The sequence below is a fragment of the Acinetobacter sp. YH12208 genome, assembly GCF_013418055.1.
Taxonomy (GTDB): Bacteria; Pseudomonadota; Gammaproteobacteria; order Pseudomonadales; family Moraxellaceae; genus Acinetobacter; species Acinetobacter pseudolwoffii.
Window position 1 is genome coordinate 17,001 of sequence record NZ_VPCT01000011.1, and the last position, 23,615, is coordinate 40,615.

At 42.2% G+C, this 23,615-nt stretch carries 20 protein-coding genes and 1 pseudogene; 12 read left to right on the forward strand and 9 right to left on the reverse strand.

All coding sequences use genetic code 11. The annotated features are described in order from the left end of the window. Nucleotides 1-6 precede the first annotated feature (6 nt). The 3 genes from FTU95_RS11010 (at nucleotide 7) to FTU95_RS11020 (ending at nucleotide 5,583) form a co-directional block, all read left to right on the forward strand. On the forward strand, nucleotides 7-4,530 hold the full coding sequence (locus FTU95_RS11010) for a translocation/assembly module TamB domain-containing protein (RefSeq protein ID WP_159515993.1): 4,524 nt from the start codon (nucleotides 7-9) through the stop codon (nucleotides 4,528-4,530). A gap of 335 nt (nucleotides 4,531-4,865) precedes the next feature. After that, nucleotides 4,866-5,066, forward strand: a complete 201-nt coding sequence (locus FTU95_RS11015) for a hypothetical protein (RefSeq protein WP_180078536.1) — start codon at nucleotides 4,866-4,868, stop codon at nucleotides 5,064-5,066. Nucleotides 5,067-5,379: 313 nt separating this feature from the next. Next, nucleotides 5,380-5,583: a hypothetical protein gene (locus FTU95_RS11020; RefSeq protein ID WP_005097198.1), complete on the forward strand. Its 204-nt coding sequence runs from the start codon at nucleotides 5,380-5,382 to the stop codon at nucleotides 5,581-5,583. A gap of 88 nt (nucleotides 5,584-5,671) precedes the next feature. On the opposite strand, the gene xseB is transcribed toward FTU95_RS11020, so the two are convergent. Together xseB and xseA are read right to left on the reverse strand one after the other, a co-directional pair. After that, entirely contained in the window at nucleotides 5,672-5,866 is a 195-nt protein-coding gene (gene xseB / locus FTU95_RS11025; RefSeq protein WP_005170556.1) for an exodeoxyribonuclease VII small subunit, read from the reverse strand. Beyond that, on the reverse strand, nucleotides 5,856-7,127 hold the full coding sequence (xseA, locus tag FTU95_RS11030; RefSeq protein WP_180078538.1) for an exodeoxyribonuclease VII large subunit: 1,272 nt from the start codon (nucleotides 7,125-7,127) through the stop codon (nucleotides 5,856-5,858). Before xseA ends, xseB begins: the two co-directional genes overlap by 11 nt. A 350-nt stretch (nucleotides 7,128-7,477) precedes the next feature. On the opposite strand from xseA, the gene FTU95_RS11035 reads away from it, so the two are divergent. The 6 genes from FTU95_RS11035 (at nucleotide 7,478) to gltS (ending at nucleotide 13,831) form a co-directional block, all read left to right on the forward strand. Next, nucleotides 7,478-7,912 (forward strand): I78 family peptidase inhibitor, encoded by a 435-nt coding sequence (locus FTU95_RS11035; protein ID WP_005170565.1) that lies wholly within the window; start codon nucleotides 7,478-7,480, stop codon nucleotides 7,910-7,912. Between the two features lie 112 nt (nucleotides 7,913-8,024). After that, the gene (locus FTU95_RS11040; RefSeq protein WP_004278748.1) at nucleotides 8,025-8,384 is read left to right on the forward strand and encodes a hypothetical protein; all 360 of its coding nucleotides are present in this window, start codon (nucleotides 8,025-8,027) and stop codon (nucleotides 8,382-8,384) included. Nucleotides 8,385-8,592: 208 nt separating this feature from the next. Further along, nucleotides 8,593-8,862 carry a hypothetical protein gene (locus FTU95_RS11045; RefSeq protein WP_005097192.1) on the forward strand — a complete coding sequence of 90 codons (270 nt, stop codon included), beginning with the start codon at nucleotides 8,593-8,595 and terminating at the stop codon, nucleotides 8,860-8,862. A gap of 297 nt (nucleotides 8,863-9,159) precedes the next feature. Further along, nucleotides 9,160-11,799 carry a bifunctional aconitate hydratase 2/2-methylisocitrate dehydratase gene (locus FTU95_RS11050; protein WP_074383209.1) on the forward strand — a complete coding sequence of 880 codons (2,640 nt, stop codon included), beginning with the start codon at nucleotides 9,160-9,162 and terminating at the stop codon, nucleotides 11,797-11,799. Between the two features lie 462 nt (nucleotides 11,800-12,261). Then, nucleotides 12,262-12,483, forward strand: a complete 222-nt coding sequence (locus FTU95_RS11055) for a hypothetical protein (RefSeq protein WP_159138305.1) — start codon at nucleotides 12,262-12,264, stop codon at nucleotides 12,481-12,483. A 124-nt stretch (nucleotides 12,484-12,607) separates the two neighbouring features. Next, a complete protein-coding gene (gene gltS / locus FTU95_RS11060; protein ID WP_159138304.1) occupies nucleotides 12,608-13,831 on the forward strand; it encodes a sodium/glutamate symporter in 1,224 nt (407 codons plus the stop codon). 152 nt (nucleotides 13,832-13,983) lie between these two features. On the opposite strand, the gene FTU95_RS11065 is transcribed toward gltS, so the two are convergent. Beyond that, nucleotides 13,984-14,847, reverse strand: a complete 864-nt coding sequence (locus tag FTU95_RS11065; RefSeq protein ID WP_100355333.1) for an alpha/beta fold hydrolase — start codon at nucleotides 14,845-14,847, stop codon at nucleotides 13,984-13,986. Nucleotides 14,848-14,964: 117 nt separating this feature from the next. On the opposite strand from FTU95_RS11065, the gene FTU95_RS11070 reads away from it, so the two are divergent. Next, on the forward strand, nucleotides 14,965-15,423 hold the full coding sequence (locus FTU95_RS11070; RefSeq protein ID WP_005097113.1) for a hypothetical protein: 459 nt from the start codon (nucleotides 14,965-14,967) through the stop codon (nucleotides 15,421-15,423). Nucleotides 15,424-15,505: 82 nt separating this feature from the next. On the opposite strand, the gene FTU95_RS11075 is transcribed toward FTU95_RS11070, so the two are convergent. Beyond that, nucleotides 15,506-15,724 carry a hypothetical protein gene (locus tag FTU95_RS11075; protein ID WP_005097112.1) on the reverse strand — a complete coding sequence of 73 codons (219 nt, stop codon included), beginning with the start codon at nucleotides 15,722-15,724 and terminating at the stop codon, nucleotides 15,506-15,508. 584 nt (nucleotides 15,725-16,308) lie between these two features. Further along, the gene (gene brnQ / locus FTU95_RS11080; protein WP_180078541.1) at nucleotides 16,309-17,595 is read right to left on the reverse strand and encodes a branched-chain amino acid transport system II carrier protein; all 1,287 of its coding nucleotides are present in this window, start codon (nucleotides 17,593-17,595) and stop codon (nucleotides 16,309-16,311) included. 350 nt (nucleotides 17,596-17,945) lie between these two features. Between brnQ and map the strand changes: the two genes are divergently transcribed. Continuing rightward, nucleotides 17,946-18,740, forward strand: coding sequence for a type I methionyl aminopeptidase (map, locus tag FTU95_RS11085; protein WP_180078543.1), 795 nt, complete (start codon nucleotides 17,946-17,948; stop codon nucleotides 18,738-18,740). 248 nt (nucleotides 18,741-18,988) lie between these two features. On the opposite strand, the gene FTU95_RS11090 is transcribed toward map, so the two are convergent. Beyond that, nucleotides 18,989-19,888: a LysR family transcriptional regulator gene (locus FTU95_RS11090; RefSeq protein ID WP_180078545.1), complete on the reverse strand. Its 900-nt coding sequence runs from the start codon at nucleotides 19,886-19,888 to the stop codon at nucleotides 18,989-18,991. A 312-nt stretch (nucleotides 19,889-20,200) separates the two neighbouring features. On the opposite strand from FTU95_RS11090, the pseudogene FTU95_RS11095 reads away from it, so the two are divergent. After that, nucleotides 20,201-21,110, forward strand: a pseudogene (locus FTU95_RS11095) (polysaccharide deacetylase family protein). 159 nt (nucleotides 21,111-21,269) lie between these two features. Here the strand turns inward: FTU95_RS11095 and FTU95_RS11100 are convergent. Genes FTU95_RS11100 through FTU95_RS11110 form a run of 3 tightly spaced genes read right to left on the reverse strand, consistent with a single transcriptional unit; the run spans nucleotide 21,270 to nucleotide 23,486 of the window. Next, nucleotides 21,270-21,968, reverse strand: a complete 699-nt coding sequence (locus FTU95_RS11100; RefSeq protein ID WP_180078547.1) for an NAD-dependent deacylase — start codon at nucleotides 21,966-21,968, stop codon at nucleotides 21,270-21,272. Between the two features lie 18 nt (nucleotides 21,969-21,986). Further along, complete coding sequence (locus FTU95_RS11105) at nucleotides 21,987-22,919, reverse strand: alpha/beta fold hydrolase (RefSeq protein ID WP_180078549.1); 933 nt, start codon at nucleotides 22,917-22,919, stop codon at nucleotides 21,987-21,989. Between the two features lie 30 nt (nucleotides 22,920-22,949). Further along, on the reverse strand, nucleotides 22,950-23,486 hold the full coding sequence (locus FTU95_RS11110; RefSeq protein ID WP_100329579.1) for a PadR family transcriptional regulator: 537 nt from the start codon (nucleotides 23,484-23,486) through the stop codon (nucleotides 22,950-22,952). Between the last annotated feature and the right edge of the window lie 129 nt (nucleotides 23,487-23,615).

The following is a 23,615-nucleotide window of genomic DNA, read 5'->3' on the forward strand; positions in this document are numbered from 1 at the left end:
TACATCATGGTCGAGAACCAACCACAGCCAGAACAACAACCACAAGATAGCGTTGTGCCGAAAAAGCGCCGTATATTGAGAAGTATCCTGTTGTCGGTACTTTTCTCACTCATTTTCCTGCTCTCTGTGCTGGCGCTGCTGTTTTCGACCAATCAGGGCAGTAAGTTCCTGCTAGATCAGGTATTACAACGCCAGCAAATTATTCATTATGAATATGAAGGCGGAAATTTATGGCGTGGAATTATTCTTAAAAATGTGCTGGTCAGCCTGAAACCGGTCGATGTCAAAATTGATCGTGCTGATGTAAAACTGGGCTGGCGGGCGATCATCAAAAAAGAAATTCATCTGAATGAAGCAGATGTCCGTAACCTGCAAATTATTAATAAAACTCCGTCTAGCAGCGAACCTTTCAAGTTCAATGCCATCCGTTTGCCTTTTGTGCTGCGCGTCGATCATCTGCTGCTTGATCATCTGGTGATTAAAACCCAAACCACGGCAGTTGATTTTTATAATATCGAATTAAATGATGCGCTCTGGTCTGGTACCGAATTAAACTTTGAAGATTCCCGCATGGATATGGGTTATCTCTCGGTGCGTGAAGCGACGGGTAAAATGCAGTTTGAAGGCAAATATCCACTGGATGCCCGCGCAATCGTCAATCTGCCTTCTTTAAGAGACAGCTTGAATATTCATGATATTCAGGTTCGGGCGCGTGGCACGCTGGATACGATTCAGGCAGGCGTAGCGACCAATACACCCGATTTATTAACCGGTTGGGCCATCGTACATCCAATGCGGCCCCAGGTGCCGATGCGTGGCGAGTTAAAATTTAAAGATTATAACTGGCCGATTCTGACTGAGCAGAAACTGTTTACGAAAGACGGGATTGCCGAGTTCAATGGAGATATCGATCGTCTGGACTTGAACGTCCGTACCGACCTGATCGGTGAAAATATTCCACAAGGCCAGTATAACGCGGTGATGTATACCGATCTGGTCAATCAGCTCAATATTACCGATCTGAATGGCCAGCTGATGAAAGGTGCGGTTAGCCTTGCCGGGACAGTGGGCTGGAACGAACAGGTAAGCTGGGATCTGAACGGACGATTAAACGGAATTGATCCTAAGCATGAACGTATCCCGCAAGTCGTACAAGACTTTTTACCACCTAGCCTGGATGGCAATATTGCCTCAAAAGGCAATCTGGAAAATGGCCTGCATCTGACGGCGCTGGTAGATTTTGACCGTTATGAAACTTGGAATATCAAACTGGATCAGAATCCGGTTAAAGACAATAAAGCACAACCGATTCTTCTGGATGTTGCCTGGCAAAATATCGACCGCGCCGTACCCTATGTCGGCTGGCTCAGCAGTCAGTCTGGCGATGTGAAACTGGCACTGGTCGAAGGCCAGCAGAATATTCATGTGGCAACCAAAGTCGAACAGCACGAACAAGGTCTTCTGCCAGCAGGCATGTATCAGGCCAAACTGGATCTGAAAAATAATATTCTAAATGTGCCGAGCTTCAATTATAGCGCCAATGCACAGGCAGGTAGCTTAAGCGGTCATGCGCGAATTGAACTGCCACAAGAAAAACGCCAGTTGAAATGGACTGCATTATTAAACGCCAAGGACTTAAATACCCGAAGTCTGGCTGCGGCTTCACCGATAGACCGTTTAAATGGCCAGATCAAGGCCAATGGCTATGCACAACCCAATCAGCAGATTATTAAACTGTCTAATGTAGACCTGACTGGGCGCCTGGCAGAACAGAACGAAACAGTACGTCTGACCGGTAACAGTACCATTGCTTTATTATTCCATAATGAAAAAGCCGGCGGTGGTTTTAGAGGCTATGCAGTCAATTATGATGGGGCTTTAAATGCCAGTCAGTTGCAAGCCAGTCAGGGAATCCTGAAACTGCGTGTTTCAGGTACACCAGAAGTATTGAGAGTCAATGAATTGCGTCATGATGGTATCGCTGGCAAGATTAATGCCAATGGTCTGGTGAATCTGGCAAATGGTATTGACTGGGATATTAACGCTTCATTAATCCGCTTTAAGCCGCAATATTTTAATGCCAACCTGAAAGGCGAGTTGTCGGGCAATGTAAAAACCCAAGGGGTTTGGTCAGATGCCTTAAAACGCATTCAGATCCAGCGTTTGAATCTGGCCGGTATGTTAAATAACAAGCCGGTACGAGGCACAGGTAATTTATCAGTCATTATTAATTCAAATCAGCGTGGTTTTGTTCCAGAGCAGTTTGAAGCCAATAACCTGTTCCTGTCTTATGCCAGCAACCAGATTCAGGCCACCGGCAATGCGCAGAATCTGCAACTCAAAGTCAACGCACCAGCATTGTATGAGTTATATCCGGGCTTAAGAGGTCGTGCGCAGGGCTATATCAATATGCAGGCGCAGCCACGTTTGCAGGCTTCGGCAAATCTTTCGATTGATAATTTTGCCTTTAAAAACCTGATGAGTGTGCAAAAAATTCGTGTCCGCGGGCAGTTGCCGACCTCGCAGACCACAGCAACCTTATTAACTGCCACAATGGATCGCTTGCGTAGCGGTTCACGGGAAATTGTACGCGGGGAAATATCACTTGCCGGTACTCGTGCGGCGCATATCCTTAAAGTTCAGGCAGAAAATAAACTGTCAAAATTCTTTGTGCAGCTGGCCGGTGGCTTTAATGCACAAAATAACTGGCTGGGTCAGATTCAAAAAGGTGATTTTGACTCTTTGCGTGCTCATTTAGTACAGCGTCAAAATGCGGCAGTGATTTATAATGCGGCCCAGTCTGATCTGTTTGTCGGTGCACATTGCTGGATGAGTCAGCAAAGCCAGTTGTGTTTTGATCAACCGATTCGGGTCAATAAAACCCGTGGCAGCGTATCCTTTGTGACCCAAAACCTGGATCTGGATGATTTCAGTGCATTCCTGCCTGAAGGGCTGGCATTGACCGGTAAAGTGAACGGTTATGCCAAGGCAGCCTGGGCGCAAGGTGCTAAACCAAAAATCGATGCGCGTCTGGTCACCCGAAGTGGTGTGGTCGGCTTATCTTCGGAAGACCCGGATTATTTAGGTTCTACCCTAAAATATGATGAAGTGGGTCTGGTGGCAAAAAGTGTCGCAGAAGGCTTACAAGTTCGACTGGATGTAAAAACTCCGGATATCGGGACAGGGTATGCCAATGTCATTATTGATCCATATCGGGACAGTAAACCGATGCGTGGCGAAATTGCCTTTAATCAGGTGCAGCTTAAAGTCTTTAAACCCTTTATTCAGGACATCCGTAATCTGGATGGCACCTTGTCCTATGCCGGAAAAGTGAGTGGAACCTTAACTGATCCTTTGCTGGAAGGTGAGGTTCGAGTCAAAGATGCTTCGATCAGCATGATCTCCTTGCCGGTGAATCTGACCAATGTGCAGTTGTATTCATCGATACGTCAGAATTCTGCCAGTATTAATGGTGCATTTAACAGTGGTCGTGGCGTGGGTAAATTGACCGGTTCAGTCGACTGGAAAGGTGATCCGCGAGTGCAGTTAAAACTGCAAGGTGAAAATCTGCTGATTCGTCAGGCACCTTTAATTACTGCCGTGGTTACGCCCGATTTAACTTTGGACATGTATCCATTCAATAAAAAGCTGAGTCTAAGTGGTACGGTTGATGTGCCACGTGCACTAATTTCTATGCCTGAAGCCTCAGAACCTGTGGTTGGACTTTCTTCAGATGTACGTGTCGTGCGTGAAGGTGATGACCAGCTGGCTATTCTCAAATCTGCCCGTCCTTGGGATATTCGGGCTGATGTGGCGGTTTCTCTGGGTAATCAAGTGATATTTCAGGGCTTTGATAGCCGTATTCCGCTATTGGGCCGGGTCAATCTGTCACAGCGAGGTCTGGAAACTGCGATGCGTGCCAATGGTGCGATCGGGGTATCACAGCGGGTGAAAATCGAAGCTTATGGTCAGAGTCTGGATCTGAACCGTGCCATTGCCCGTTTTAATGGTGAGTTGACCAATCCGACGCTGGATGTTGATGCCAATAAGTCGGTTCAGGGAAGTACGGTCGGGGTACGGGTGACGGGCACTGCTTCAAGTCCAAATATTCAGATTTATAATGATGCTGGCTTGTCAGAGCAGGAAGCTTTAAATGCCTTGATTACTGGTCGTATCAACGAAGGTGCATCCGGTTTAAGTCAGGCTGAAGGATTCAGATCTGATGTGAATAATACCATTGCCGCAGCAGGTATCAGTCTGGGCCTGGGTGGAACCCGCGCGCTCACCAACCAGATTGGACGGACTTTTGGCTTGAGTGGTTTGGCACTAGATGCACAAGGAACAGGGGATGATACCCAGGTGTCGGTGACCGGCTATATTACCCCTGATTTATATCTTCGTTATGGTGTTGGGGTGTTTACCCCGGTGAACAAGCTGACTTTACGTTATCAGGTGAATCAGCGTCTTTACTTGGAAGCGAGTCAGTCCTTAGAACGTGCAATTGACTTGTTCTATAATTGGCGTTTCTAATCATAAGGACAGATAAATATTTTTAAATGATTGCTAGATTTCATTAGATATCTTTAATTGATCAAGAAATGATCAATTTATTCATATTTAAATAGATGCTGAAAATACCCTCATCCTTCTGGGATGAGAAGCACTGCTTCGCAAGAGGATGAGGGTATTTTATTTATAATGATTAAAAAATGACTTATCAAAGAACGCTATTATTTATTGATATGTATCTGGCTTGAACACCGCAATATAGATCCGGTTACACAAATGATCATGCTTGACCCTTGAATGAAACGATCAAATGTTTGAGCATGATATTTTCTGGGTTATAAAAGTGATGGATCGCCATGATAGATGAAGAAAAGCCGTTAAACTTCGATGATGACAATGAGCCTCAAGATTTCGAAGATGAAGAGTTTATCGATGATAAGAAAGAGGATGAGCTGTACAACACGATTACCAAAGATGGTTCAAGTGTTGATCCTGCAGATGATGGCACGCGGCATATTCACCCTGAAGATGGTAATCCCATAGAAGTTGAAGAGTAAAGAAAAAAGTCCAATTCAATATTGGGCTTTTTATGTTCGTGATTTTCTTTGTCATGAAGTACAGTGCTTTGGGTATACACCTGTAGAAGCAATGAATATCAGAATTTAAGCGCAATGGGCTGCAAAAAAGTTGTGAAATATGGCTGAAATTATGTTTCTGTTACATCCTTAAGAAAAATGAATGAAGCAATAAATCAGCGCTAAAATATAAAAAATCAATCAAATCAGATCATAATAAATTGAAAATCAATAAAGCCTTAATAAAATTAGGTGTATATTGAAAGTACAATTTCACTCATCAGAGTATGTTCGCATGGCGACTAAATTTATAATCCGTTTTGCAATGATTCTATTCGCTGTACTTATTTTGACTGCGCTTTCGATTCAATTTTTCTTTGATCCAGAAGTGACTGTGGTTTTATGGATCTTCGCTGTACCCTTTATTCTGGGGGTGCCAATTTTAGCCTCTGTCGTATTGGCAAGTAATGAGGAACTGGATATTCATAGCGTAAATTAAATTGAAAAAAGCCCTCATTTTTTGAGGGTTTTTTATGATATAAAGATGCTTAAATAGCCTAAGCTACTCAACTAGAGTCATTCAATCACTAATCTTTAAATGTGTCATTTAGCGCACTTTGCACCGCTTCAACACGTGCCTTGCAGGCTTTATAGGCACTCATGGATTCTTCCACGATTTTCATCAGATTATCAATGTCCGGTTCTTGCTGAGATTCGAGCAATTCCGCATTCTTTTTCAAGATGTCATAGCCTTGCTGGAAGCTTAAAGTATCATGAGTCATGGGGAAGTACCTGTATAAGTTGTGCTGAAAAAATGCCATCCTGCAGTTCTACCTGAACCGGATCGCTGGGCTGAATCTGGTTGATAGAACCCACCACATGTTCTTGCTGACGTACGATGGCATAACCTTTCGATAAAACATGTCGTGGGTTTTGCAATAGCGTTTCCCGCATCAGGGCATCTAGCTGCTGATTGATTAGTTGGGTATGTTGCTGAGCCAGACTGGAGGTATTGGCCTTGATCTGTTGCAGACGTTGCAGGGCATCCATAATCTGGCTGTTGGCCAGACTTTGAATGAGTTTTAAGAATTGATCATTCTGATTTTGGTAGGCCTGAATTTGCTGTTGAGATAAACGCTGAATCCGCTGTAAATAATTCAAGACATCTTGTGTGAGTTCGACTATATGATTGCGAATTCCGGCGATGACTTTACTCGGAGTATCAAAGGAGCGATGCGCAATCTCATCCAGAATGGTGCGGTCTTTTTCATGTCCGATGCCCACCCAAATCGGAACCGAGCGTTTACAGAGCAGGGCAGCCAGATCATAATCATTTAAATAAGCCAGATCATTGACTGCTCCGCCACCCCGAATAATGACGATCAAATCTGGCGCAGTGTCATAGGTTTGCGCCCATTGTTTCAGTGCTTGTGCCAGACTCTGCATAATGCTTTGCGGGGCAGAATTTCCCTGAAAAGTCGCAGTGTGATAGATAAACTCGCAAACTTGCGCACGATGTAGTGCATCGGCATCTTTTCTGAAATCTCCGAGACCTGCTGCGTTTTCGGGAGCAATCACCAGAATCCGGTTCAAATCAAAAGGACTGGGCAGGTTTTTATTACGCTGAGTCAGCCCTTCAGTGCTTAGCCTGTCAATAATCTGCTGATAACGCCGGGCAATATCACCCAAGGTATAACCCGAGTCAATCTCAACGATATTTAAAGAAAAACCATATTGTGGATCAAAATTGGCTTTGACTTTAATCAGAACTTTGAGATCACGACTTAATTCAATCCCGCTTTCACGTTCAAATTGAGTGACAATTTTCTGGGCGCTAAATTTCCAGATGGTGGCTCGGCAACTGGCAATGACCTGATCGCTATCAGCCTCTTTTTCTGCCAGTTCCAGATAATAATGACCTGCTTTGATACTAAGGTTACGAATCTCAGCTTTGACCCATACCGGCGTATCGAAAGTGAGTTTGACCACTTCCTGAACTGTCGCAAGATATTCCTTGAGGGAGAGTTGGAGATCGTCTGTCATGCCAGTAGAAAGTTTAAAATTCAATCAAATAGTAAATCAATCTGGCAAAGATCACAAATCTAAAAATGCAGTTATTTAAACTTTATGTAATGACATTGTGTTGATAATGGAATGAAGAATCACTTAATTGAGAACGCTAAATTAGTATTCGTCTCAATTTAAACAGATTCCACGCATCTCTAGCTTCAGCAATCAAATAGTTGGCAAGATAGCAATACTGAATTTAGCAATACTTTTATTCTTAAACTTTATTGAAGGTGTTTGATTAACAATGTACACAGACTTGTGCCTAGAAAAGGTATGGAAATATGCTAAATTAGTGCAGAATTATTGAAGAAGAATACACGCTCATGAAAAAAACAATGCTGTTCGGTTTGCTGGCGGTTGCTTTAAGCGCCTGTACCACTACACCACAATCAGAAACGGAAGCGCCCAAAATAGGTATGCCAAATCCGGCGAGCACTTATTGTGTCAATCAGGGTGGCAAGCTTGAAATACGTAATGAAAGTAATGGCCAGGTTGGATATTGTCATTTAAAGAATGGACAGGTGGTAGAAGAGTGGGAGTTGCTGCATATGAACCAGCCTAAATGTATTGCCGATCAGGCGATGACATTGGTTGGTCAGTCCAACCTGACTGAAGCGCAAATCAAACAGAAAACCCAGGCGCAGATTGTACGTATGGTCGAGCCGGGCCAAGCAGTCACCATGGATTATCGTGAAGAGCGTGTGACAGTAACTGTAGATCCTGCCAGCAAAAAAATTCTTCAGGCTTCATGCGGTTAATCATTTAAAAAACAAAAGCCCATGAGTGGGCTTTTTTAATTCCATACAACTCGCATTTTGAAATGACAAATCTTCCCCGATCTTTTATATTGCCCCTCGGAAGGAGAAATTCATGAAAAAGTTATTGGCTTTATCGTTTATGCTGGCGCTGGCCGGTTGTGCCGAGAAGAAACCCTTAACCCCTGAAGAGCAGTGGCAAGGTTATTGTCGAAGCGTCGGTAATGCGGCGCGTACCATTATGCTGGATCGTCAGAATGCGATTGAGAAAGAAAAAGCAATCGAGCATGCCAACAAGATCGACGACGAAACCACTAAAGGTTTTATCCTGAATATTATTGATGAAGTCTATGCAATTCCAGCCGAAGAGATTAAGGGTGATGTAAAAGCAGCACGTGAAAAAGTCCGTGCTGAATTTACTGCAAAGTGTATTGCGACACCGCATGATGAATTACCAGATTACAAACCGTTCTAAGGAACGGTTTTTTTATATCTGGATAAAATTATCCAACCCATATTTCCCATTAAATGTATTTAAACATACGCATCTTCAAAAGACTGAATAATAAAATAGCCTAAGCAAAATGTACACTTTGTGACAATTTCTAAATCTAAAATATAGAAATACTTATCTTTATATTGAATAATGAATTTAACTCCAATTACCCGAGGAGTAACACAATATGCAAGTCGTCAGATATTTACATCATTCTGATCTGCTCTTAGAAGATGAACATGGTGTAGTCATTATTGCTGGTAGTCGCTATGTCCTGAGCGTAGGCGACAAAGTATTTTTAAAGAAGGTGCTAGAACAAGAAAAAAAGCTGTATCAGGTGGATATTTCCTTTGCCAGCAATAATCACAGCACGATGTGTGAAGATGAATGCGTGGTGAAATTCAAAGGCTGCCGGGATTCATATCAGCAATATTTAAACTCGACCACTGTACACTAAGGTGGAGTATCTTTTTAACTTCAAATCAGGCAACATCATGGTTGCCTTTTTTATGCATTAAATTCAGTTAAAAGGGCCTGCTCATAGGCTTGTTTCTTGAGATCTGATCTAAAAGTGATTATTGAATAATCATTAAGAGCATCATTTAGTTATAAAATAACGAGCATCACAAAGAAACACTTGAGTTGCATTAACTTTTAACTGGAAATTTAGTAAAATTTCGGAGTCCATATTATTTGTGAAGCTTGGAATAAGCAGGAATTCATAAGTAATTTTTTAAAAAAGAGGAATAACACTGTGCTAGAAGCTTACCGCCAACACGTTGAAGAACGTGCCGCACTCGGAGTCCCACCGAAGCCACTTGACGATGCCCAAACCGCTGCATTAGTTGAACTACTAGTTAACCCGCCAGCTGGTGAAGAAGCATACTTGGTAGATTTGCTTGAAAACCGTGTACCAGCAGGTGTTGACCAAGCTGCATATGTAAAAGCTGCGTTCTTGGCTGCATTGGCAAAAGGCGAAGCAACCTCTCCACTTATTTCTAAAGAACGTGCGGTTTACTTGCTAGGTACTATGCTTGGTGGTTATAACGTAGCGCCTTTAGTTGAACTTTTAGACAACGCTGAACTTTCTGAGCTTGCTGCTGAAGCGCTTAAGAAAACGCTTCTTGTATTTGATGCATTCCACGATGTCGCTGATAAAGCAAAAGCGGGTAATGCAAATGCACAAGCTGTTATGCAGTCTTGGGCTGATGCTGAATGGTTTACTTCACGTCCAGACGTTCCTGAAGAAATCAAACTGACAGTTTTCAAAGTCACTGGCGAAACCAACACTGATGACTTGTCACCTGCACAAGATGCTTGGAGCCGCCCGGACATTCCATTGCACGCAAATGCAATGTTGAAAAACGTACGTGACGGAATCAACCCGGAAGTTCCTGGTGAAGTTGGTCCATTAAACCAAATCAAAGAATTGATCGCGAAAGGCAACCAAGTTGCTTACGTAGGTGACGTTGTTGGTACAGGTTCATCTCGTAAATCTGCAACCAACTCTGTGCTTTGGTTCTTTGGTGATGACATTGCTCATATCCCGAACAAAAAAGACGGTGGTTACTGCCTAGGTTCTAAAATTGCGCCAATTTTCTTCAACACGATGGAAGATGCGGGTGCATTACCGATCGAGATCGATGTTGGCAACATGAACATGGGCGATGAAATCGTTCTTAAAATCGATCACGCTGCTGCGAAAGTTTCTGCATCTAAAGACGGTGCTGTAATTGCTGAAGCTGATCTTAAAACACCTGTACTTCTAGACGAAGTTCGTGCGGGCGGTCGTATTAACCTGATCGTTGGTCGTGGTTTGACCACTAAGGCTCGTGAAGCTTTAGGTCTTCCAGTATCTACATTGTTCCGTACTCCGGTTCAACCTGCTGCAACTGGCAAAGGCTTCACTCAAGCACAGAAAATGGTTGGTCGCGCTTGTGGTCTTCCTGAAGGTCAAGGTGTACTTCCAGGTACTTACTGTGAACCTAAGATGACCACAGTTGGTTCGCAAGATACAACAGGTCCAATGACGCGTGACGAATTGAAAGACTTGGCTTGCCTAGGTTTCTCTGCTGACCTTGTTATGCAATCTTTCTGTCATACCGCTGCGTATCCAAAGCCAGTTGACGTTCAAATGCAACACTCGCTTCCTGATTTCATCATGAACCGTGGTGGTGTGTCTTTACGTCCAGGTGACGGTATTATCCACTCTTGGTTAAACCGTATGCTTCTTCCGGATACTGTGGGTACTGGTGGTGACTCGCATACTCGTTTCCCAATCGGTATTTCGTTCCCGGCGGGTTCTGGTCTAGTAGCTTTTGCTGCAGCAACTGGTGTTATGCCACTTGATATGCCTGAATCTGTACTTGTGAAGTTCAAAGGTAAAATGCAGCCTGGTATCACACTACGTGACCTGGTACATGCAATTCCTTACTACGCAATTCAAGCGGGTGACTTAACTGTAGAGAAGAAAGGTAAGAAAAACATCTTCTCTGGTCGTATCCTTGAGATCGATTTGACAGAAATGGAAACTGACCTGACTGTTGAGCAAGCATTCGAATTGTCTGATGCTTCTGCTGAACGTTCAGCTGCTGGTTGTTCGATCACGCTTTCTGAAGAGAAAGTTGCTGAATACCTTCGTTCAAACATCACTATGCTTAAGTGGATGATTTCTGAAGGTTATGGCGATGCGCGTACAATGGCTCGTCGTGTTGAGAACATGGAAAAATGGTTAGCGAATCCATCACTGCTTAAAGCGGATGCGGATGCTGAATACACGAAAGTGTATGAAATCGATCTAGCTGACATTAAAGAACCTGTTCTTTGCTGCCCGAACGATCCAGATGATGCAAAACTTCTTTCTGACGTTCAAGGCGTGAAAATTGACGAAGTATTCGTTGGTTCTTGTATGACAAACATTGGTCACTTCCGTGCGACTGGTAAATTGTTAGAGAAAGTTCCAGGTGGTGCATTGTCAACTCGTTTGTGGATTGCTCCGCCAACGCGTATGGACGAACATCAGTTGATGGAAGAAGGTTTCTATAATATTTATGGTAAAGCTGGCGCGCGTACTGAAATGCCAGGTTGTTCATTATGTATGGGTAACCAGGCACGTGTAGCTCCGAACACAACTTGTGTATCGACGTCTACACGTAACTTCCCGAACCGTTTAGGTCAGGGGGCTAACGTTTACTTGGCTTCTGCTGAACTTGCATCTGTTGCTGCTGTATTGGGTAAATTACCAACTCCAGAAGAATACCAACAATATGCAGCTCAAATTGACAGTATGTCAGCTGACATCTATCAATACTTAAGCTTCGACAAGATGAGCGAATATACTAACGCTGCTGCGAATGTTGATACGAAGAAAATTGCTGCTGCTCAATTGACTTAATGAGCTAGGATTAAGAAAAGCCGAAAGGCTTTTCCCTAGCGCAAGAGCAAATCTATGATTTGCTTTGTTAATTAAGTAATAAGCGGTATAAAATAAGGGCTGATTTTTCAGCCCTTATTTTTTTTATGAAAATAAGAAATTAAAATTAGAACTCAAAAATTAGGTATGGAAAATAATAGAGAATTTTTTAAATATGATGAGGCCTTAGAGTCATTAATAAATAAAAAATTAATACGTGATATTGGTAATAAGGGGGAAATATTTGAATTGACACAGAAAGGGTGGGAGTTGACATCTAATTTAAATTTTGCAGCATGAAATTCTGTATCTTTTCACAACTTCAGAATTAAATTTTTGAGTATGTCCAATATTGAAAAACTTTTATTGGTAATGCTTTACACTTTATCCAATAAATCGTTTAATCCCCACATTGAAAAATGATTTAGCAAGTTGACCTAAAACATGCCTAAACAATCCCGATTCCTCTGTATTGGTGGTTTCCTTAATGGAACTCAAGTCAAAGACCAAGGTGATAGCTTTGAGTGTGTCGAAAACTCAAAGAAAGTCACTTATGTGAAGAAAGAAATTTTACATCCAGATGCTTGGAATCATGATTATTACGTCTGTGAAAGCACCACAGATCAGCAAGCGCGCAACTGGGTTTATGATATTCCATCACGTTAATTGCGTCTATTCAGGCTATAAATTAAACAATTATTAGAAACAATAACTTGCATTACATTTCTGTGATTGATTTTTCATCTCTCTTTCCCAAAACTGTATGAAAATAAAGCCAATAGGGAATGTTATGACTTATGAAATAGATGCCTTTGGCACTCTAGTAATTGCTGTTTTTTTTCTTTTTATTGGGCGGTATCTTGTTAGTAAAATTAGCTTCTTTAGGAACTATAACTTACCTGAACCTGTAATCGGTGGTTTAGTCGCAGCGATTACGGCCTTTATTTTCTATAAATTGTTTAATATCAGTGCCACATTTGACGCACAGATTCAAACCATCCTGATGCTGATGTTCTTTACTTCTGTTGGCTTAAGTGCAGACTTTTTGAAACTGAAAGAAGGCGGAAAATCGCTCCTGATCTTTCTGGTCTGTGTCATTTTATTTGTAGTCGTGCAAAATGCGGTTGGTATGAGTTTAGCCACAGTGCTTGGACTTGACCCATTGATCGGGTTGATTGTTGGTTCTGTCACCTTAACGGGTGGTCATGGTACCGCCGGTGCCTGGGGCGAGGTTCTGGAGACTCAATATGGAATCCAGGGAGCAGTTGTTCTCGGTATGGCAAGTGCCACATTTGGCTTGATTATTGGTGGACTTGTAGGCGGTCCAGTTGCCAAGTTCCTGATTAAACGCAACCAACTGGCTGAAACAGTAGCACAAGAGACCAATGAACAACAGCTCGAATCGCACATTAACACCGCACCCTTTGAGTATCCAAAGAAAACCCGATTGATTACATCCAGTAATGCCGTGTCGACTTTGGGGATGTTTGCCCTGTGTATTTTTGTCGCCAATCAGATGACAGACTTCAGCCAGGGAAGATGGTTTGAATTGCCCACTTTTGTATGGGCTTTAGGCACAGGTGTGATTGTGCGTAATGTCTTGGAGCATGTGCTGAAAGTCGATATCTTCGACCGTGCAATCGATGTATTTGGCAATGCGTCTTTATCCCTGTATTTATCTATGGCTTTACTATCACTGCAACTCTGGTTACTGGCCGATTTGGCAGGTCCGCTCATTACCATTTTATTGGCGCAGACAGCGGTATTGATTTTATTTACCGCAATTGTGACCTTTAGAATCATGGGCAAAAATTACGATGCAGCAGTATTAGTGGCAGGGCATTGTGGTTTTGGTATGGGGGCAACACCGACAGCGATTGCCAATATTCAGGCGGTGACCAATAGCTATGGTCCATCACATAAAGCTTTTTTAATTGTACCGCTGTGTGGTGCATTTTTTATTGATATTGTGAATGCTGTGGTGATCCAAAGCATCATTGCATTTTTCGGCTAAATGTTAATACGTTTTTAAAATCATACATGCAATAAAAAGCCCCATGGTTAGGGGCTAGTCGTATATAGGTCAAGCCCATATACTGTAAGAGGCTCATCTCAAACTGCGTGTATTAGAACACAGCAGCCTGAAAATAACCATCTAAATCTGATTTAAACCGTCAATTGTTGTTCAATCACCGGCCATAAGTTTTGATGTGATTTTTTAAACATCAGCATATGGCCAATGGCTTTATGCGCATATCTTTTAGGTTGAAGCTCAATCATCTGAGTGTCTGCATTGGGGTATAAACGCAGTAAATCTTTTACATTTGCTTCTGTTGCAATTTCATCATCCGATGACCAGATCGAAATAATCGGGCAGGTGATTTGAGCATGAAAATCTGAGCGTGGTAATAGGGTTTTACCCATTGCATTCATGACATAGCCCGGTTTGCTACAGAACTGTGCCCATTCACGCGCCACATCTTTAGGCAGATTTTCGCCCATGCCAATGGCTTGAGTCGGAGCATATCCTTTGCTCATACGGGCCAGTGGGAAAATGAGATTGAACATGACCGGCGCCAGCAGTTTGGTTTTACCTTTAAGTCCTTTGACATGTCCGGTTGAGCCAGCAACAGCCACCACTTTTGCAACTTTGTCATAATTCGGTACGATCCCCAGAAGCTGACCACCAGCACTATGCCCCAGCAAAATCACTTTTTCTGCATGAGTACGTGCTAATAAAGCATCAATCGCGGCGGGAATATCCAGTTGACCCCATTGCACAATGCTGGCTTTGGACTGTTTTAAAGGGCCTGCGAGTGACTCACCAATTCCCCGAAAGTCAAAGACCAGTACCGCATAGCCCTGAGCTTGCAACCAGATGCAGAAATGATGATAAAACTGTTGGGTAATACCTGTGGCAGGACAGACCAATACCGGACGTTTTTCAGATTCTGAAGAAGCCGCATAAAAGCGTGCACTTAAGTGATAGCCATCCTGGCACTGTAGAGTCAATGTTTCAAATTCAGACATACGATACACTATGATTTTAGCTTCCTGATGAAGCTTTAACTTTATACAGTTTTTGAAGGGATGCTTGCGCAAAGCATGACTTAAAAGTCAGTAAAATAATAGATATGGAATGAGCTTATGCTATCAATGGAACTTGCACTGGCCGTTAAAATCGCCATTATTTTTAGTGGAATATTCTTGTGGATTGGGATGTTTACCGGGGTCTGGAAGTATTGGCAGATCCGTCAATCACCACAGTCACGCGCACATTATTATGTCGATATTGCCCATCGTAGCAGTCTGCTATATGCACCAGCGACGCTAATTCTGGCAGTTCTGGCATATTATTCCGATTTATCCAGTGCCATGAATTTGATCTGCGTACTGGTGAATATCGTATTTTTTAGTTTTTCGATTGCAGCTTATATGCTGCATGGTTTCCTGCAAGATACCACCAATCAGTTTAAGCAACCGCATCAACTGGGTCGGTTTCATCTACCTGGCAGTCTGATGAGCTTGGCAATGCTGGGATTAATTATTGCAGAACTTGGAGGAACGGGGATTTTACTCTATGGCGCATTTGGTGGGCTATTTTAATTATTCTTAAAAGTAATATTTTGGTTTTTTTACCAGATGGATGACTGGCCACATCATCCATCTGGGCTAATTTAAAATTTGATTATCGGTATTTCTGGTCTATGGCAGCCCATAGGAAGAAAGCAGCTGAGACGATCAGCGCATAACCAAAGTATTCAAGTTTTAAATTACCTTGAATTAAGCAATGGACGGTTAAAGTCAGCATAAGTGCAAAAGTGGTGCATATAAATGTCACCAGATTGGTGTCGTTGGCTTTAAGAGCGTCAATGAAGACTTGCTTGTTGAAATGTAATGATAACATCTCCATCCCTCCCATTTATTTATGTTATTGAAGACTAAAGCAGATTAAGTTAGTCAGAATTGAACATACAGTTGTACTGTTTAATATCAGCCTTTGCAACCATCGGGCTGCACTTTCAGGGTCAAAATGGCCTTCTTTAGTCGTAAAAATACATAATCAATTGATTAGTAAAGCATTATATATTCAGATTACACCTCCATATCGTCATGAAAACAATAGCTAGCAATTGTTTGATGTGAGCAGATAGAAAATGCAAATTCTACGCCAAAGATATGTAGTGTTAATCAATAGAATGTAAGACTGTGTATAAGTCAGGGGGCAAGATGGTTTAAGTCAGCAACAACATGTATCTAAAAGCTAAAATTCAAAAAATTATTTATATTTGTATTAAAAATAGGATCATTCGAGCCTAATTATGAATCACACTTTCTGGAAAAAGCACGAGTAAATAGACACACAGCGATGATTTGATATTGTCTGTAAGAAACAATAAAAGTCCGTTTGGGTAAAACCTGACAATTATTGATCACGCTAAAACCGGATTTTGGGTAAAAATACGATCTTTATCAGACAGCCTAGAAAGATTAGTTTCTAATACGATCAATCACAGCTGCAATCAGCAATACAATCATGGATGGAATAAACCAGGCCAGATTCTGTTCTGAGAGCGGCAAATTTTGTAGTACGGCAGGCAATTCAAAACCAGCAACTTTTATTCCATCAAAAATACCGAAGATAAAGGCCACTAGCGTCACTGGTGCAATCACATGGGACAGTTTTTTGAAGAAGCTAGCGCAGAAGCTCAATAAAATCACACTAATTGCAGGTGGATAAATCGCGCTCAATACGGGCACCGAAACGGCAATCAGTTTGGTTAAACCCAGATTTGAAATAAGCAGTGAGAAACCGACCAGAATAAATACAAAAATCTTGTATGGGATTTTAGTCAAACTGGAGAAATATTCGGCACAGGCGCAGGTCAGGCCAATCGCAGTCACCATACAGGCAATAAAAATCATGCCAGACAGGAAATAAGCACCCATATCACCAAAGGCATGTTGTACATAGGCATGCAGGATAATGGCACCATTGGCTGCATTCGGTGCAATCTCATGGCTACCCAGTCCAAGTTTAAACAGACTTAAATACACTAGAGTTAAACCAATACCAGAAATAATGCCGGCATTCACTGCATATTTGGTAATCAGTTTTTTATCGGTTACACCACGTGAAGTAATGGCTTTAACAATCACAATACCGAAAACTAAAGCGCCCAAAGTATCCATGGTTAAATAACCATTTACGAAGCCTTCAGTCACTGGACTGGTAACGTAATTATCGATCGCTGCAGGCGGATTGCTGGCAGGAATCATCACGGCTGCTACACCCAAAATGATCAAAGAAATAATTTTAAGTGGCGACAGGAAATAGCCGACGGTATCCAGAATCTTGTTTGGATATAAAGACACGATGGTCACCACAGCAAAATAGATAATGCTGTAAATGAGCAGGCTGCCAGATTCATTGCCAAAGTAAGATGAAAAACCGATTTCATAAGAAACGGTTGCGGTACGTGGTGTCGCAAATAAAGGGCCAACAGCTAAGTAACAGATTACAGTCAGTAAAATGCTGGCTGCTTTGCCAAGAGGCGAGCTTAGTGCCTGAATGGAGCCTTCAACGCGAGACAACGCAATAATGGTAATCACGGGTAAGCCGACTGCTGTAATAAGGAAGCCTAAAGCAGCGAGCCATACGTGTTCACCGGCTTGTTGAGCCACAATCGGTGGGAAGATAATGTTGCCCGCACCAATAAATAGTGCAAAGGTCATAAAACCTAGGGCGACAATATCCCGGGTACGCAGACTTGTCATAAAGGGAGATCAATAGAACAAAAGAAAGCGATTTTAGTGTATATGTCCAATTTTTTGGAGTTTATTTTAAGGCTGGAAGCCTTGATTCTAGTGAGTTTGCGGATCACATAACCGGTCATTCAAATCTTGGTAGAAATATATGTTTGATAATTCGCTGAAAAATATATTTTTCCTTATAAGCTCAAAAAATATCTGCACTTGGTATCAAAATATGTCAGTTATTGTTTGTGCAAATAAGCAGCAGTGAAAATTCCTATTTCAAGGAAAATTGCTGTGCTGAAACTCAACAACTGCGACATATTTCGCAAAAAAGGGACTATAATTCAGGGATTCATAGTGAGGATAGGTATATGCGCGCTCCAGCGATTAGTCTTAAAACTGAGCAAGATGTTGAAAAATTGCGGATATCTGGGCGTTTGGCTGCAGAGGTTTTAGCGATGATCGGGGGGCATGTCAAGTCAGGTGTCACGACTGAATATCTGGATGATCTCTGTCATGATTTTATTGTCAATACATTAAAAGTGACGCCAGCCAATATTGGCTATTATGGCTATACCAAAACCACCTGTATTTCACCGAATGAAGTGGTTTGTCACGGCATTCCATCATCAAAAGTTGTTCTGCAGGATGGCGATATTATCAATATTGATGTTGCCATTATTAAAGATGGTTATTTTGGTGATACCAGCCGGATGTACTATGTTGGAACACCATCTCCAGAAGCCAAGCGACTGGTCAATACCACTTATGAAGCCATGGTGGCCGGGATTCATGCGGTGAAGCCGGGCGCGACCCTGGGTGATATTGGTTATGCGATTCAAACGGTCGCACAACGTGAAGGCTATTCCATTGTGCGTGAATATTGCGGTCATGGCATCGGCAAGGTCTATCACGAACAGCCAAACATTCTGCATTATGGTCAGCCGGGTCAGGGCATTAAACTGGTTCCGGGCATGGTGTTTACTATTGAGCCAATGGTGAATATGGGCAAAGCCCGCGTCAAAGAGCTAAAAGATGGCTGGACGGTGGTCACCACGGATAAATCCTGGTCTGCCCAATGGGAACATATGGTCTATGTCACCGAAACCGGATTTGAAGTCTTGTCTCCTTGGCCTGAAGGCACAGGTGAGTATCCGGAGATTTAAAATATTGATTGAATGATCTTTATTAAGCTAATCCACTTACATAAATTACAACTCACTTGTGCTTGTTGACGAAAAAATACAAAACACTACATTAAACAGTGGTTTAGGATTTTATATCTGATTAAACTAAGAATCAGATACATAGGTTCCCTTTTTTTCGCTTACTATGCTGTAGTGAAAGTTTCTCTAGCTCATTTTTCCCCAAGAATGAGCTATTTTTTTGTCCATTTTTCTCAAAAGCGTATTACTTAGCGCTGATTTAATTCAGCAACCAGATAATCAATAAAGACCCGGACTGCGGGCAATAAGCCGCGACGGGAAGGATAAACCACATGGAAAATACCATGCGGTGCTTTCCAGTCAGGAAGCACTCGAACCAGTTCACCACTTGCCACGTACTGCTCGACCACGTTATCTGGTAACAAAGTGATGCCTGAGCCTGACGCGGCCAGTTGTGCCAGCATATTTAAATCAGACCCCATGACCGTTGGACTGACACGGATTTTTTTCTGTTCCTGCTGTTCATTTTGTAAGGTCAGAAACTGTTCGGTATGGTCTTCAGCCATACTCAGGATTTTATGCTCAGCCAGTTGCTCAGGGGTTTTCAGTTCACCAAATTCATTTAAGTAACCTTGACTTGCGAATAAGTGCTGCTCAATTTTTTCAAACTGGCGAATCACCAGATTTGGGTCATCATCCAGGCTGGAACGAACACGTAAGGCAAGATCAAAGCCTTCATTGATAATATCGACCCGGCGATTGGTGATCATCATCTGAACTTTAATTTCAGGATATTTTTTCAAAAAATCTGGCAGAATTTTTGCCAGTTCATTCTGGGCAATAGACACTGGTAAACTGACTTTAATGGTTCCACGCGGTTCGGTACTAAGATGATCGACCAGATCATGTGCTGCCTGTGCTGCATTTAACATGACCTGTGCATGGCGGTAAACGTTCATGCCAATATCGGTAACCGCAAAATGACGCGAGCTGCGTTGAATCAGGCGGACACCTAGACGTTCTTCCAAGTTATGGACACGACGGCTAAGCTTGGATTTAGGGATGTCTGTTGCACGTTCAGCTGCGCTAAAGCCGCCATGTTCCACCACCTGTGCAAAGCAGTAAAAATCATCAAGATCAGTCAGCATTCCAAAATTCCATTTATGCAACAATCTGCTGATTAAAAATTGATTGTTACGTTCTGTCACTTAAAAAAATATTGAAGTTACTAAAATTTAAAAGCCAACACACTCGATAATGTGATACATAGGCGCTCATTTATAATGTCTGGAATCTCATTACACCACAGCTAAGTGGTGATTCATTAAAAAAATTGCCATTCAATATATAAGCTTAGATAATAAATAAATTTCGTATTAGCCGTCGATGTAAAGTTCAATCAGTTTGAATAATTATGCTAGGTTAAAAGGTATTTATTTTCTAAGCTCTAGCACTCATTTATGATTAAAAAAATTGTCTTAAGCCTATGTCTCTGTGTTTCTCATGTGGCTTTTGCTCAACAGATCGCCCTCAGTTTCGATGATGGACTAGACCCAGCCAATAACCCAGATGCTTGTCATATCAATAATGACATTCTAAATACCCTAAAACAAAAGCGAATTTTGGCTATTGTCTATCCAAGCGTCAGTAAAATTAGCACAGAAAAAGGGTTGCAGATGATTTCAGAGTGGGGGAAACAGGGGCATCGAATAGGCAATCATGGAAATTTACATCTTAACCTAAATAAAGATGACATTAGCTTGAAAAATTATTTAAAAGACATAGAGCAAGGACATCAAATATTTTCTACATTACCCGGATTTGTACCACGTTACCGATTTCCATTTCTTAAAGAGGGAAATACGCTAGAAAAAAGGGAAGGAGTACGACAATGGCTGGTAACCCATCATTATCAATCGGGAACTGTTAGCATCGATGCGAGTGATTGGTATTACAATCAACTGTTTTTGCAGTATCAGCAAGCACAAGATCAAGAAAACCTGAATAAATTAAAACAAGCCTATCTGTTTCATTTGCTTGATCGAGCACAGTATTACGATAATTTAGCACAACAAACATTAGGACGTTCCCCCAAGCATGTGCTTTTACTTCATGTAAGAGCCATTAATGCGGCTTGGCTAGAAGACATTATTGACTCGTTTAAGCAACAGGGCTGGAAATTTGTTGATAGTGATAGCGCTTATCAGGATTCAATTTATAAAATTCAGCCACAAACTCTACCTGCGGGTGAAAGTATTTTATGGAATATTGCACAAATTTATGGGCTCGAGTCATTACGTTATCCAGCTGAAGATGCCCCCATATGAATATCCAAATTTGAAGAAATTTGGTTTAAGTGTGGCGCCTTAGATACGGTTATTTCACTTTAGAAAATCACGAGGTGTATGCTATAGACAGTAAGAGTTAGATGTATTTAGGCTGTAACCAATATGATTAAGTGTCGCTACGTTTTCTAAATACCTGAATAATCATCATTGAACATGACACAGCATATGTCTTGTGATGAAATTATTTTTCTAGGAGCTGGATCAACTGTTGCATACCGTGAGTGGCCGTTTGGGTGATCTTGTGAAATTGTACCGGCAATTGTTGTTGGTCTGCTTTGGGGTCAATATAATAGGCCTGGCAAGATGCCGGAATGTCATGAATCAATCCCGCCACTGGATAAACTTGCAGACTGGTGCCAATCACCACAAAAATATCGGCATCTTGTACACAATTTTGGGCTTCTGCATAGGCAGGAACGGCTTCGCCAAACCAGACCACGTGTGGACGCAGTGGATAACCTGCTGTGCAAAAGTGCTTGTTTAAATCTAATTCAGTTTCTTCAACCGGATAGAATTCGGTCGTACTTTGTGCATCTGGACCTGAGGTTTTAGCCAGTCGGATATTGCCATGAAGATGAATCACTTTGCTGCTGCCGGCACGTTCATGCAGATCATCGATATTCTGGGTAATGACATGCACATCATAATCTTGTTGCAGTTGCGCAATCTGGAGATGTGCAGTATTTGGCTCTGCCTCCAGAATATTTTTTCGGCGTGCATTGTAAAAGCGCTGTACCAGTTGCGGATCTCTGGCCCAGGCCTGCGGAGTGGCGACATCTTCAATCCGATACTGTTCCCAAAGACCATCGCTGTCACGGAAGGTATTGATGCCACTTTCTGCGCTCATACCCGCACCTGAAAAGACCACCAGTTTTTTCATTATTTTTCTCCTGAATATTTAAACTGCCGAAGTACTCGATTGTGAATTCTCTTTCAAGAAGACACCGAGTTCTCTGGAAAATTTTAGCGGTTCAGTCAGCAAGGGCGTATGACCGGATTTTTTAAAAATCACCTGTTTGGCTTGAGGCAGGCTTTCTGCAATCAGACGCTGTCCTTCAAAAGGATAGAGCCGGGATTGCGCGCCGCTAAAGAAAGTCACCGGACATTGAAGTTTGGTTAATACTTCACTGTAATCTTCTCGATGATACAGATAATTGTTGATATACCAGGCCATGTAGTCCACACGGCTGGATGGCAGTAATAAACTTTGAAAGCGAGGTTGATGCAGTAAAAACTCAAATGCTTTAAGACTATAGGGATGACTGTTTTGCAGCTGGATAAAGCGCAGCCATAATGCGCCAATCTGTTGGCGTACTGTTTGATCTAGATCGCGAATAAATTGAATTTGCGGATGTGCAGCGAGGAGAACAGACAGTTGCTGCAAAATCTCCCTAAATTCGTCATGTTTTGGTCCAAACAGACCAAAAGCCCAAGTATCATCTACCGGTATTTTGGGTGTCTGATCAATATGCAAATAAGCCGTGATCCGTTTAGCGAAATGATCAGAGTGCAGACCATGCATAAGTGTGGTTGCCCCCATAGAGTAGGCAATGACTATGACTCGATCGAACTTGAGCTGATCTACCACTGAGCGCACATCCTGCCAATGACAGTTAATTGCATCCAGATTTGCTGGAATTTTACAGTCTTTGGATGCACCGAAACCACGCCATTCTGGAATAATAAAACGAAACCTGTTTTTATGCGGATATAAAAAGGCCGCCCATTGCCAGCTCAACATGCCCAGACCAGACAACACTAAAACCGGTTGACCCTGACCGTATTCACGTACAAACAGCTGTTCGCCGTCTGGCATGCGATAAAAGGGCATGAATATTCTCCTTATTTTTATCCCGATCGTTTATTTAAACTGTTTGAGTCGCGGAATAACGGTTTCCAGCCAGTGAATCCAGCCAAGTTCTTGATCAATGCCGAGTTGTAAAATCATTTTATGAATATACAGGGTGCGATCATTTTCATCAGCTTGGGCAAAGTCTTTGGCAAAAATTTGCTGATAGGTGTTGAGTTTTTCTTTGTGCAGGACTAAATGCCGTTCCAGTTCCGCTAATGTGTTGTTGCCACCAAGCTGCGCTTCGGCACGTAAGCGTACCATCAATTCTTCGCGCAACTGTGCCGGTGGACTTTGCTGTATCATCCAGTGAGCCAATTCTTCACGACCGGGCAGTTCAACCTGATAGGTTTTTTTACGTGAATGTGCATCTTCTTCTTCGAGTGTTGAAATCCAGCCCTGTTTTGACATGGCATTTAGCTCTCGATAGATTTGCTGGTGGGTCGCATTCCAGAAGAATCCCATTGAGCGGTCAAAGCGCCGCGCCAGTTCTATTCCGGTACTGGGTTTTTCAATCAGGCTGGTCAGTAGCACATGCGATAAAGACATAAACGTCTCAAAAAAATGACTCGGGATTATTATGCAACATGTTGCATAAAAATCAATTCTGATTTATATATTAGTGCAACAAGTTGCATAATTCTGATCGATAAATGCAATATCTGATCAGCTGAATAA